Source organism: Vibrio sp. T13N, from assembly GCF_032970445.1.
Taxonomy (GTDB): Bacteria; Pseudomonadota; Gammaproteobacteria; order Enterobacterales; family Vibrionaceae; genus Vibrio; species Vibrio diabolicus.
In genome coordinates this window covers 224,722-237,208 of sequence record NZ_JAWJYE010000005.1, presented here as the reverse complement: position 1 = coordinate 237,208, position 12,487 = coordinate 224,722, and the positions used below count along the sequence as shown (strand labels likewise).

The 12,487-nt window shown below is 44.7% G+C and carries 9 protein-coding genes; 6 read left to right on the top strand and 3 right to left on the bottom strand.

Translation table 11 applies throughout. From position 1 onward, the window contains the following. Nucleotides 1–167: 167 nt before the first annotated feature. The 3 genes from erpA to vmeK all read left to right on the top strand — a co-directional run bounded on the left by erpA (nucleotide 168) and on the right by vmeK (nucleotide 4,847). The gene (gene erpA, locus R2S67_RS10545) at nucleotides 168–509 is read left to right on the top strand and encodes an iron-sulfur cluster insertion protein ErpA (RefSeq protein ID WP_005380031.1); all 342 of its coding nucleotides are present in this window, start codon (nucleotides 168–170) and stop codon (nucleotides 507–509) included. Nucleotides 510–614: 105 nt separating this feature from the next. After that, on the top strand, nucleotides 615–1,733 hold the full coding sequence (locus R2S67_RS10540) for an efflux RND transporter periplasmic adaptor subunit (RefSeq protein WP_145473514.1): 1,119 nt from the start codon (nucleotides 615–617) through the stop codon (nucleotides 1,731–1,733). Nucleotides 1,734–1,742: 9 nt separating this feature from the next. After that, nucleotides 1,743–4,847: a multidrug efflux RND transporter permease subunit VmeK gene (vmeK, locus tag R2S67_RS10535; RefSeq protein ID WP_317343761.1), complete on the top strand. Its 3,105-nt coding sequence runs from the start codon at nucleotides 1,743–1,745 to the stop codon at nucleotides 4,845–4,847. Nucleotides 4,848–4,910: 63 nt separating this feature from the next. On the opposite strand, the gene R2S67_RS10530 is transcribed toward vmeK, so the two are convergent. Next, nucleotides 4,911–6,203, bottom strand: coding sequence for a peptidoglycan DD-metalloendopeptidase family protein (locus tag R2S67_RS10530; RefSeq protein ID WP_150919375.1), 1,293 nt, complete (start codon nucleotides 6,201–6,203; stop codon nucleotides 4,911–4,913). Between the two features lie 130 nt (nucleotides 6,204–6,333). On the opposite strand from R2S67_RS10530, the gene tyrS reads away from it, so the two are divergent. Both tyrS and R2S67_RS10520 read left to right on the top strand, forming a co-directional pair. Then, the gene (gene tyrS / locus R2S67_RS10525) at nucleotides 6,334–7,521 is read left to right on the top strand and encodes a tyrosine--tRNA ligase (RefSeq protein WP_012841441.1); all 1,188 of its coding nucleotides are present in this window, start codon (nucleotides 6,334–6,336) and stop codon (nucleotides 7,519–7,521) included. A 418-nt stretch (nucleotides 7,522–7,939) separates the two neighbouring features. Next, nucleotides 7,940–8,785 carry a magnesium transporter gene (locus R2S67_RS10520; protein WP_164666320.1) on the top strand — a complete coding sequence of 282 codons (846 nt, stop codon included), beginning with the start codon at nucleotides 7,940–7,942 and terminating at the stop codon, nucleotides 8,783–8,785. On the opposite strand, the gene dacB is transcribed toward R2S67_RS10520, so the two are convergent. Continuing rightward, the gene (gene dacB / locus R2S67_RS10515; RefSeq protein ID WP_164666319.1) at nucleotides 8,764–10,185 is read right to left on the bottom strand and encodes a serine-type D-Ala-D-Ala carboxypeptidase; all 1,422 of its coding nucleotides are present in this window, start codon (nucleotides 10,183–10,185) and stop codon (nucleotides 8,764–8,766) included. The two genes, R2S67_RS10520 and dacB, sit on opposite strands and share 22 nt — an antisense overlap. Nucleotides 10,186–10,371: 186 nt before the next feature. Then, on the bottom strand, nucleotides 10,372–11,394 hold the full coding sequence (locus R2S67_RS10510) for a porin (RefSeq protein WP_046875051.1): 1,023 nt from the start codon (nucleotides 11,392–11,394) through the stop codon (nucleotides 10,372–10,374). A gap of 545 nt (nucleotides 11,395–11,939) precedes the next feature. Here R2S67_RS10510 and greA point away from each other — a divergent pair. Then, nucleotides 11,940–12,413, top strand: a complete 474-nt coding sequence (gene greA, locus R2S67_RS10505) for a transcription elongation factor GreA (RefSeq protein ID WP_005380065.1) — start codon at nucleotides 11,940–11,942, stop codon at nucleotides 12,411–12,413. Nucleotides 12,414–12,487: the final 74 nt, after the last annotated feature.

Sequence of the window (12,487 nt, the reverse complement as noted above, 5' to 3'; positions counted from 1 at the left end):
AATTTATGTGTTGTTTCGCAGTGTAATCTTATATATCCGCATCTGTTATAAAGAATCGGCGGTGAATACTTGAACGAGTTTGTCAGGTATTGGATAATCGTCTCAATTAGCACAAATTTGACGTCTTGCTTCAGGCTTGACGCATTACACGAGTGAGAGAGGTCTTCGTGAGCGAAGTAAACGTACCATTATCTTTTTCTGACGCAGCAGCATCTCGCGTTAAAGCATTGATTGCTGAAGAAGAAAACCCAGCATTGAAACTGCGCGTATACATTACTGGTGGCGGCTGTAGCGGCTTCCAATACGGCTTTACTTTTGATGAAAATGTAAACGAAGGCGATACGACAATCGTAAACAGTGGTGTAACACTGGTTGTAGACCCTATGAGTCTGCAATATCTCGTTGGCGGCATTGTTGACTACACAGAAGGGTTAGAAGGAGCGCGCTTCTTTGTAAACAACCCAAATGCAACGACAACATGTGGTTGTGGTGCATCGTTTAGTGTGTAATTAACACCAATCAGGCAGCCAGTGGCTGCCTGAGCTTTACGTAGAAGGATGTCACGTAAAGTCGCTCTCGCAGAATATGCAGAGAAATAATAAAAAGGACTTTATATGTCTGGATCGTCTTTCGGACGTCGCATTGTCGAGCGCCCGTGGCTAGTATCTCTTATCCTCATATTGCTTCTTGTTGCATGGCTGGCAATCGGTCAACTGAAAGCACAAGATGATAATCTCAATTCTTCATCCTCTTCAACTAACACCACGCCACTTGCAAAGGTGATGTTCGACACCTTTATTGCTGAACCCACAAGTAAAACCATCGAACTGTATGGGCGGACTGCACCCAATCGTCAAGCGCGCCTTGGCGCTGAAGTCGCCGGTAAAATAGTCAGCCTCAGTATAGAAAAAGGTCAAACAGTCAAGCAGGGGCAAGTGATCGCAAGCATCGACAAGCGCGATCTTGGTATTCAGCTCAAGCGGGCTCAGGCGATGCTGTTGGTTAAAGAGAAAGAGTTTAATGCAGCTAAATCGCTAAAAAGTCGCGGACTACAGGGCGAAGTTGCGTTTGCGACAGCACAAGCGGCATTGGTGGATGCTCGAGCGAATTTGAGCAACGTGCAAACGGCATTAAGAAATACCGAGGTGAAAGCACCATTCGATGGCATTGTTGATCACCACTTTGTTGAGTTAGGCGACTTTGTAGGGATTGGCGATCCTATTGCGACGGTCATTGATTTGGACACTTTGGTGATTGAAGCCGATGTCAGTGAGCGGCATATACAATACCTTAAGGAAGGCCTACAAGCCGATGTAAGAACCATTAACCAACAGCATTATCAAGGTCGGGTACGCTACATTGGGCGTGTTTCTTCTGCTTCTACTAACACCTTTCCAATTGAAATCGAAATTGATAACCAAGATGCAAGAATTCCGGCCGGTATGAGCGCTGAAGTACAGCTGCCGTTGAGTGAAGTGTTAGCGGTAAAGATTACGGCTGCAATGCTAGCACTCGATGAAGAAGGTAATTTAGGTGTTAAAACACTGCGTAATGAGCATGTTGAATTTGTTCCGATTCAGCTCGTTAAGGCCGAAGATGATGGCGTTTGGCTCTCTGGGTTAGGAGAACGAGCCGATATTATCGTGCTGGGGCAAGGGTTTGTACGCGATGGCGATCAGGTGCTGGCCAATAAAGTTGATGACGTAGTTGTTGAAGCGGCTAGTGAGCAGTAAGGAGCACTTATGTACACTCTGATTGATGCTGCGTTATCCCGCGCTCGCACCATGCTGACATTATTAGTGATGATTTTAATTGCCGGTGTCATTACTTACGTCACAATCCCCAAGGAATCGAGCCCTGATATTACCATTCCTATTATCTACGTTTCTGTTGGGCATCAAGGCATTTCTCCCGTCGATGCCGAGCGTTTATTAGTTCGCCCAATAGAGCAAGAGTTGCGCTCTATTGAAGGCGTAAAAGAGATGACCTCTGTGGCATCAGAAGGTCATGCTTCGGTGACGCTGGAATTTAGTGTTGGAGTGGATCTTGATAAAGCGATGGCAGATGTCCGAGACGCCGTTGACCTTGCGAAGCCAAAATTACCAGAGGACAGTGATGAGCCAACGGTAAATGAAGTCACGTTTGCATCTGAAGAGCCTGTTTTGACTGTTGTTCTATATGGCACCGTACCAGAGCGGACCATTGTACAGATTGCCAGAACGCTACGTGATCGTTTGGAGAGTTTCCGTCAGGTTCTTGAGGTTGAAATCGCAGGGGATCGCGAAGACATCGTGGAAATAGTTGTCGATCCGCTATTGATGGAAAGCTACGGTCTCGATCAAGCGGATATTTATAATTTAATCGCCTTGAATAACCGAGTGGTTGCAGCGGGATTTGTCGATACTGGGTATGGACGCTTTTCGGTAAAAGTCCCATCGGTGTTTGATTCACTGAAAGATGTGCTTGAACTGCCAATCAAAGTGAATGGCAAAGAGGTGATCACCTTTGGCGATGTGGCGACAGTACGACGTGCATTTCGCGATCCTGAAAGTTTTGCTCGTTTAGATGGTGAATCTGCCATCGTTTTGGACGTAAAAAAACGGGCAGGGGAAAACATCATTGAAACGGTCGAGCTGGTAAAAGAAGTACTGGCTCAGGGACAACAACGAGCCGAGTGGCCCGACAATTTGCAAGTCAAATACACTTGGGATCAATCCGACGATGTCAAATTGATGCTCAGTGATCTACAAAACAATATCTTATCCGCAATTATCCTCGTAGTGATCGTCATTATTGCCATATTGGGGGTTAGGACCGCGCTTCTCGTAGGGATTTCTATTCCGGGATCGTTCTTGACTGGGTTGTTGGTGTTATCGGTATTTGGGCTTACGGTCAATATCGTCGTACTGTTTGCTTTAATTATGGCGGTGGGCATGTTGGTGGATGGTGCCATTGTGGTGACAGAGTTTGCGGATAGGCGCATGCAAGAGGGTACACCTCGTAAAGAAGCCTATCGAGATGCAGCAAAGCGAATGGCCTGGCCTATTACCGCATCCACAGCAACCACATTGGCTGCGTTTGCTCCGTTACTTTTCTGGCCAGACATTACTGGTGAGTTCATGAAGTACTTACCACTTACTTTAATTGCTACTTTGGCCGCTTCGCTGATGATGGCTTTACTGTTCGTTCCTGTCATCGGTGGGATCATTGGCAAGCCTCAAGTAGTCAATCAGAAAGCTCAGCGAGAAATGGTTGAGCTGCATAACGGCAACTTTGAAAAAGCGACAGGCATTACCAAACTTTATTACCAGACTCTGTCGGTAGCGATTCGTCATCCATGGAAAGTATTACTCAGCGCGATACTGCTAGCGGCAGGTGTCGGCTTCACTTACAACAAGGCTGGCTTGGGTGCAGAGTTTTTCCCTGAAGTGGACCCAGCCTTTTTTACCGTTAAAGTTCGTTCTTATGGTGACCTGTCTATTCACGAAAAAGATGTGGTTATGCGCGAAATCGAGAAGGTGATGCTCGGTCATGACGAGTTTGAAAGTGTCTACACGCGTACAGGCTCAAGTGATAATGGGGATGAAATCGGCCAGATTCAGATAACACCTGTGGATTGGCAGTATCGACGCAAAGTGAAAACCATTATTGAGGAACTAAAAGAGACGACAGACCGCTTTTATGGTGTTGAACTTGAATATAAATTCCCGGACGCAGGACCGCCTGTCGAGCATGATCTCGTGATTGAAGTGTCATCACGAAATTTGAGTGTTAGTGCGTTAGATGAAGCAGCCAAAAAAGTACGACATTGGGCTGATGGTAATCCTGCACTGACCAACTTGAGTGATACCACTAATAAGGAAGGGATTGATTGGCAAATTGATATCCAGCGAGATGACGCCTCTCGCTTTGCAGCGGATGCGACCTTAGTCGGGAATACTGTTCAGTTTGTTACAAACGGTTTGAAAATAGGCGATTATTTGCCCGATGATGCGGATGAAGAAGTCGATATTTTGGTACGCTATCCACAAGATAAGCGCGATATTGGTCGATTTGACCAACTGAGAGTGAAAACGGCAGCTGGTCTGGTACCGATTACGAATTTTGCTCAAATCAAACCAGATCATAAGCAAGACACCATTCGTCGGGTCGACGGTCATCGAGTTATCAATATTAAAGCGGATATGGTGGAAGGTTACAATTTGGCTCTTGAGCTACCGAAGATTGCCGCTGGAATGGAACAGCTCGACTTACCGGAAGGCATTGAATATAAGATTCGGGGTCAAAATGAAGAGCAGGAAAACTCATCAGCATTCTTACAAAATGCTTTTATTGTCGCGCTTGGTGTGATGGCTCTGATTTTAATTACGCAGTTTAATAGCTTTTATCAAGCTTTCTTAATCCTCAGTGCTGTGTTGTTTTCTACCGTTGGGGTCTTTGCTGGATTGCTTATTTTCCAAAAGCCATTTGGCATCATCATGTCGGGAATAGGGGTGATTGCGCTTGCAGGTATTGTTGTGAATAACAACATCGTATTAATCGATACTTATAATCAAATGCGTAAACGTGGCTTAGAGAAATCTGAGGCGATCTTGCGCACAGGTGTGCAGCGTTTAAGACCCGTTTTACTCACGACGGTGACCACCATACTAGGCTTATTGCCAATGGTGCTAGAAATGAACATCGACTTAGTTAATCAGAAAGTGGAGTTTGGCGCACCAAGCACTCAATGGTGGTCTCAGCTTGCGACTGCTGTCGCGGGTGGTTTGGCGTTTGCGACTTTGCTAACGTTAGTTCTGACACCGTGTTTGCTGATGCTCGGGAGAGAGCATCACTCCGAACAGTAAGCTTTATCGTGATGATATCGACAAAACAAAAAGGCAGCTTCGCTGCCCTTTTCAATACCTGGCTTACTTCATTGCTAGCAGTTTGCTGTAGCGTTCAAGCTTGTCCATGCTAATTTTCGCGTTTGCCATGAAAGTTTGTCTCGCTTTGCCTGTCAGGGATTTAGATTGTGGCAAATTCACCGTGCGCGGGTTTTTATGGACACCATTCACAAGGAACTCATAGTGCAGGTGAGGGCCAGTTACACGGCCAGTTCCGCCAAGCGTACCAATGGTTTGGCCTTGCTTAACGCGTTGACCTGCTCGTACAGTACGTTTGGTTAAGTGCAGGTACTTGGTAATGTAAGTATTACTATGTTTAATGAAAACGTAGTTACCATTAAATTTGTTGTAAGACGATTTTTGAACGACACCATCACCAGCCGCCCAAATCGGGGTGCCCACTGGTGCTGCATAGTCCGTGCCTCTATGAGGACGAACGCGTCCCGTCACTGGATGTAAGCGGCGTGGGTTGAAATTAGACGAAACTCGACGGAAATCCAACGGCGCGCGTAAGAATGCTTTTTTCATTGCTCGTCCATTTTCGTCGTAATACTTGCCACTTTTCTGATCCAGTATTGCGGTGAAGGTATCGCCTTGGTTTTTAAAGATCGCAGCAATGATTTTTCCACGACCGATTACTTCACCTTCTACCACTTCCTCTTGGTAAAGCACTCGGAAGCTGTCGTTTTTACGAATATCTAAAGCAAAGTCGATGTCCCAACCAAATATGCCAGCCAGTTCCATGATTTGGTTACCATTTAATCCAGAAGATATTCCCGCATTCCAAAAGTTTGATTTGATGGTGGCTTCAGCGTAGTTGTACTGGAAGTCGACTTCTTTTTTATCGACTTCTGAGACGTATTTGCCGTCTTTTAACGTGATACGAAAAGTTTCGAATGCGCTTAATGTTCTTCTTAACTGTACTAAGTCGTTGTTTTCATCAAAACCGAATTGCAATCGATCGCCAGGTCGAAGTCGGGTTAATTGCTTTTCCACTTCTTTGTCTGATGAGACAAGCTCATGCAATAGACGGGCAGAAAGCCCCACGCGACTAAACAAGATGGCGGCACTCTCACCATTTTTCACTTTGTACGTTTCCCAACGCAGTACAGCGGCGGACGCTGGAGACGAACTGTTTAGTGCACTGAGTTCTAGGGAAACTGGCACAGGATAATGTTGACCAACTTTTAATCGGCTCTGCTGCGGGTCTAGGTCTTGCGGATCAGGTAAAAAGAAGAGCGCGAAGATAATCAGCGCACTAAAAAAACCGATCAATACTTTGTGCAAGAGTGGAAGTCGGACAAAAATCGAATGCATGAGGTACTTGATTGCTAAATTAAACGGAAAAATTGACAACTACCTAGTCTAACGTGTTTCAAAATGCATCGCTATTCAAGTAATATGTTCAGCTATTATATTTTTGCCAAATCTGTGGGAGTGAACAAGAATGGCGAGCATTGAAGCTGCACTAGCCGAGATTAAGCGCGGTGTTGAAGAGCTGATTCCAGAAGAAGAGCTTATCGCAAAACTAAAAGAAGACCGTCCTCTACGTATTAAATTGGGTGCGGATCCTACGGCTCCAGATATTCACCTAGGTCATACGGTTATTTTCAATAAGCTTCGCTTGTTCCAAGAGCTAGGTCATGAGGTGACGTTCCTAATTGGTGACTTCACTGCAATGGTTGGTGACCCAACAGGTAAAAACACAACACGTCCACCGCTAAGCCGCGAAGACGTATTGCGTAATGCAGAAACTTACAAAGAGCAGGTATTCAAAATTCTAGACCCTGCAAAAACTAAGATTCAGTTCAACTCTGAGTGGTTATCTGAGCTTGGTGCAGAAGGTATGATTCGTCTTGCTGCAAACCAAACTGTTGCTCGTATGCTAGAACGTGATGACTTTAAAAAGCGTTACGCGGGTGGTCAGCCAATTGCTATTCATGAATTCATGTACCCACTTCTACAAGGTTGGGACTCAGTAGCAATGGAAACTGACGTTGAGCTTGGTGGTACTGACCAGAAGTTCAACCTGCTAATGGGTCGTGAACTGCAAAAGTCTCACGGTCAAAAACCACAGGTTGTTCTGATGATGCCTCTTCTAGTGGGCCTTGATGGCGAGAAGAAGATGTCTAAGTCAGCAAACAACTACATCGGTATCAGCGAAGCGCCAAGCGAAATGTTTGGTAAAATCATGTCTATTTCTGATGACCTAATGTGGAGCTACTACGAGCTGCTATCTTTCCGTCCTCTGGAAGAGATTGCTCAATTCAAAGCTGATGTAGAAGCGGGCAAAAACCCTCGTGACATCAAAGTATTGCTAGCAAAAGAAATTATTGCTCGTTTCCACAGCGAAGCTGATGCAGATGCGGCAGAGCAAGAGTTCGTAAACCGTTTTGCGAAGAACCAAATTCCTGATGAAATGCCAGAATTTGATTTTGATGCAGGTCGCCCAGTGAGCAATCTGTTGAAAGAAGCGGGCTTATGCCCATCATCGTCAGATGCGATGCGTATGGTTAAGCAGGGCGCTGTGAAGATGGATGGTGAAAAAATTGCGGACAGCAAATTTGCTCCAGAAGCGGGTACTTACGTGTTCCAAGTAGGCAAACGTAAATTTGCACGTATTACTATTCAGTAATCAATAATCGCTGCAAATGAAAGCGCCTGATGGGCGCTTTTTTTGTATAAAAATTTAGCGAAAAAGACAAAGTAAAACTTCCAAACATGTTGAACTTTGCTACTATACTCACGCTGCCAATAATGGCAGCGTTATCGGAGATTTACATGAACAATACCGACCATCCTCCCAGTCGTTGGGTGAGTAAGAGCAAGGGAGCGAAATAACCCGCTTCGGTATTGGCGATCTCCGCCTTACCTAAGTGGTGAGGCATCTTTTCTAATTTTCTTCTCGTTATTTCCTTCATACATTCTGAATAGACAGTGCATCCGCATTGGTTTTCTCTGTGCATCTTAATTGTTGTGTGACTTTAAGTATGCAAGATTGACTTTGCGTGCCTTGTCGATGGTCGTTACCAATGCCAATCGGGAGATTCGCCATGACGGTAATGAACAACACTTTTATTGAAACAACACCAAACTTTTCTGAAGTAGAAATTGGTGCAGCTCGCAATGCATTTTTGCAGTATGAGCAAGAGCAACAAATCCATTTGCTTACGATCATGCCGATTGATGAGGCGGTAGGTATTTTGCAGCATTGCTCTGTCGGTTATGTGAATAGTCTTATTGCTCAACTTGAGCAAGCAGGCCATGACAAACGCGCACGTCATTATGCTCACCAATTGGGTTTGCATATGTCTGAAGTTGATACACCTGATGGTTATTTATCGACTAGTGTTTTGGGGCACGTGAAGCAGCGTATTGGGTGGATCATTGCACTGGCCCTTTTAGGGATTGTGTCGGGTTTGATCATTGCTCAGTATGAGGACACCCTTAGCCAGCTCGTTTTGCTTGCGGTGTACATGCCTGTGATCGCTGCGGCTGGTGGTAATACAGGAACACAAGCTGCAACTTTGGTGATTCGTGCTCTTGCAACTGGAGAGCTAAAAAAACGCCAATGGTTAGAAGTTTTGTGGAAAGAGAGCCGCGTTGCTCTATTTATTGCGTTAGCTATCGCTATCGTGATGATTGGACGCATTATGTTATTTAGTGTCGGTCAATCAACAGGGGGCTTTGAACTTACCGATATCGCACTGGCAATAGCAGTTGCGCTGTTCATTCAAGTCACCATTTCTACAACATTGGGCGGGCTGTTGCCAATTATTGCACGAGCTTGCAAGTTGGACCCAGCCGTATTGGTGAGTCCAGTTCTTGCGTCTATCGTCGATATTTCAGGAATGTGGATTTACTTTAACGTGGTGAACTATTTCTTAGGTATTGCCTGACTAAAGTTCACAATATCATTGTAAAAAAGCTGCTCAAAATGTGTAATAGGGGCGATGACAGGTTTGTTATCGTCCCTTTTTTCTGGGAAGTAGTCTGAAACAAACTGAACAAAAACGGTATTAGGTTGACCATTTTTATCCAAGCCATATCCGGCCATGTTGTAAGTTCCGTAGAGGGAGCCGCTTTTGGCGATCAATTGTCCTTTAATTGGCAACTTTCGCATACTTTGTCGGTACTTTAGTGTGCCTGACTCACCTGACTTCGGCATGATGGCGATCAGTTTAAGCTCGTCTTCGTGCTTCCAAATATAACGAAGAATTTCCGCCATTTTGGTGGCGGAAATACGGTTGTTTCGCGAAAGTCCTGAGCCGTCTTCCAGGCGCGCATTACGAATATCAATACCAGTGTTGGCGAAAATGATCTGCTTGATCGCCTCTGTACCGTTGGCAAAGCTACCTGACTGAACAAAAAACTTAGCGCCAAGTGTTTTGGTTAATGTATCTGCAATCAAGTTATCAGAGTTTTTAAGCATCTCTTCCAGAATGTCTGGTAATGCCTCTGATTGATGCATGGCGATTAGCTTGCGCTGTTTTTCCGGAGCCGAACCGATCCTAATCTTTCCTGATAACTCAATATTGAGCTGCTTAAGCAAAGCTGCCAATCTATGGCTGGTATAAAGTTCGGGATCTTGAACGGCAAATTTAAGTGGCAATGGTTTCTCCCTCTCAACTAAGCATCCAGTTAGTTTGTAGTTGTTATCAGGGTTTGCGACTAAGCCTAAATCGCAATGACGACTTTTCTTAATCGTTTTAGAAACGGTCTCGACAGTACTTGTTACACGAATAGGTTGATGCTCAGGTACGTAGACTCGAGTCCCACCGTCTTTTTGCGTATAGATAGAAGCCTGCACGCAGTTGTTATTGAGTGTGATGGTCGATGCCGGAGCGCTGTAGCAAACTCCCAAGATATCCCACGGCCAGCCCACTGCACGGTTGTAACCAGTGAATGCGCTGTTATCGAGCCATAAGTCACCGTCAATACGTTTTAAGCCATTTTTCTTGGCTAGGGTAAGAAGTGATTTTAAATCGTTGGTTTGGAGCGTTGGATCGCCGACAAAGTAAATCACTGCGTCTGAGCTCGAAGCTTCTAGCTTGGTTCGAAAGCGGAAGTTATCACCCAGCTCTAACTTTGCCGCTAATGCTGTGACGATTTTTAATGTACTGGCTGGTGGGAACAGTTGTTCGGTAGGATGAACACCGTCAAGTTCAGCATTCTCACTGAGTTTTTCCGCGACTAAACTGATGCGAGAGCCTTCCGGCAACACTTCTTGATGAGGGTACGCTTGTGAAAAAGCAGAAAGTAATGAAGAGAATATGAGCAAGGGCCAACGTAAACGCATAATGATACTTTCTAAGGTGAGTTATGTGATTGAGTATACGCAAGTCCTTTCAATATGCTAGGTAACTAAAGAAATGCTTTATATGTCATCAGGAATGAGACATGAGAGAAAGGCGCGCGGCTTAAAATGGAGTATAAAAAATGCCCGCTTGTAGCGGGCATTCGATATTCTAGTCAAAGACCGGAATTAGAAGTCGTAACGTAGACCTAGAGCTAGCTCGTCTTCAGCATCGATCTTAGTTGCAACTGTTTTGTTCGTGTCAGTTGAACCAAACTTGTCACCTGCGTCAATCAGGTTGAAGTTGTAAGAAATGTAACCACGGAAGTTAGGCTTGAAGTAGTAAGAAGCATCAACAGCGAAGTTGTTTGCAGAAGTTTCGTTGTTAGTTTCTGCATTGTTGTACGTTGTTGTAAATACCGTTTGGCCTAGAGTGTAAGCACCCGCTAGCTCGTAACCAGTGTAATCAACTGTGTTACGGTTGTTTGAGTCTTCCATTTTCTCGCCGTCAGTGAATACACCAGCGAAGTAAAGATCAGACATTGTGTAAGATGCAGCTAGCATGTACTCGTTAGCTTCGTCTTGATCTGCGTAACCAGCACCTAGCTCAAGACCAGTGTCAGCTAGAGCGTAGATTGCAGATAGAGAGTAACCGTCTTGTTTGTTGTCGTAGTACTCACCAGTGTTTTTGTTTTCCATACGATCAGCGAAGCGGTAGCTTGCTTTAACACTTAGGTTTTCGAATTGACCTTTGTAAGCCATCATGTTGTCTGTACGGTCTGCTACAGCTAGTTTGTCTGCTGCAGAGTTACCGTGGTAAGCCATGATATCTGTGAAGTCAGTGATAACGCCTAGTGCACCTTCAGTTTTACCGTATGCGAACTCACCGTAAGCACCGCCAAGACCAGCGTAAGCAAGACGAGTTTCTAGATCGCTCTTGTCGTCGCCGTCTACAGTACCGTTTTGAGCAGTCTCAAATTCACCTTCCCAGAAACCAACACCGTATAGGTTGTCATTGATCTCTTGTTTACCAAGGAAGTTTAGACGGATGCGAGATTTGTCTTGAGCGTCGCCATCTTTCATAGATAGACGTGCTTCAGCACGGCCGCCCATTTCTAGAGAAGTGCCGTCTTGGTTGTAAAGTTCAGCTGCGTTTACGCCAGTTGCCATAGCTGCTGCAGATACAGAAAGAGCAATTAGAGTCTTTTTCATCTTATTTGTCCTAGTTAGCTGTCCATAATCATTGTTGTATGGGGGAGAGGTAATCTCTCACAAGTTGTTGGTCTATAATCGGCCAATGAGCGGTATAATTCGCCCTTGTAAGCCTTTGATCTAACAACTCGCTGGACATGTTTTACTGCTAAAGTTTCCGTATGAGTTAGTAAAATGATATAAATCGCATCGATGAACACTGTTCGATTGGTCTGGTTTTTGATTTAACTTTTTGTTTTAAATGGGATTTTGTGGCTATAACATTCGTCTGACATTGATTAGTTTTTATCTTTTTTGATGTTTTTGGTGTAATGAACAGTGTTGTTTTTCAACAAATTGCGACAGTGATGCACTCTACAATCGTTCTAAAAGTGACTTATATCATTATGCCGAAAGGGCATAGTCTTACAGCGTTTCGAATTAAGATGATTTCGTCCGGGAGTTTGTTTACACTAAATGAAATACATCTTTAAGCGCACTACCCAGCCCTATGGCAGGGTGGGCTTTTTTTTGTCCAAAGACCCATTTGGGCTTGAGGTTATAAAATGGAAAAAGTTCCAATGACACTACGTGGCGAGCAAAAGCTACGTGCAGAACTCGATCGTCTACTTAAACTACGTCCTCAAATTTCAGAGGCAATCGCTGAAGCTCGTGAGTTAGGTGATTTAAAAGAGAACGCAGAATATCACGCCGCTCGAGAAGAGCAGGGTATCTGTGAAGCACAAATCCGTGACATTGAATACAAACTGTCAGTTGCTCAAGTAATTGATGTAACGAAGATGGAGAACACGGGTAAAGTTATTTTTGGTTCAACCGTAACCTTGATTGACATCGACACCGAAGAAGAAAAAACATACCAAATTGTTGGTGATGACGAAGCAGACATTAAAGCTGGCCGTATTTCAGTAAGCTCACCAATTGCTCGTGGCTTGATCGGTAAGATGGAAGGCGATGAGGTTGCTATTCAAACTCCGGGTGGCGCGAAAGACTTCGAAATCGACCGAGTAGAATACATCTAAGTTGTTGAGAGTAGTCTTGTTACTCCAATAAAACGCAAAAAGGTCGCCAATGGCGACCTTTTTTTCTTCAGCAA

Coding starts and splice junctions, on each gene's coding strand:
- R2S67_RS10540 (WP_145473514.1), top strand. CDS start 615: ATGTCTGGATCGTCTTTCGGACGTCGCATTGTCGAGCGCCCGTGGCTA.
- vmeK (WP_317343761.1), top strand. CDS start 1,743: ATGTACACTCTGATTGATGCTGCGTTATCCCGCGCTCGCACCATGCTG.
- R2S67_RS10530 (WP_150919375.1), bottom strand. CDS start 6,203: ATGCATTCGATTTTTGTCCGACTTCCACTCTTGCACAAAGTATTGATC.
- tyrS (WP_012841441.1), top strand. CDS start 6,334: ATGGCGAGCATTGAAGCTGCACTAGCCGAGATTAAGCGCGGTGTTGAA.
- R2S67_RS10520 (WP_164666320.1), top strand. CDS start 7,940: ATGACGGTAATGAACAACACTTTTATTGAAACAACACCAAACTTTTCT.
- dacB (WP_164666319.1), bottom strand. CDS start 10,185: ATGCGTTTACGTTGGCCCTTGCTCATATTCTCTTCATTACTTTCTGCT.
- R2S67_RS10510 (WP_046875051.1), bottom strand. CDS start 11,394: ATGAAAAAGACTCTAATTGCTCTTTCTGTATCTGCAGCAGCTATGGCA.
- greA (WP_005380065.1), top strand. CDS start 11,940: ATGGAAAAAGTTCCAATGACACTACGTGGCGAGCAAAAGCTACGTGCA.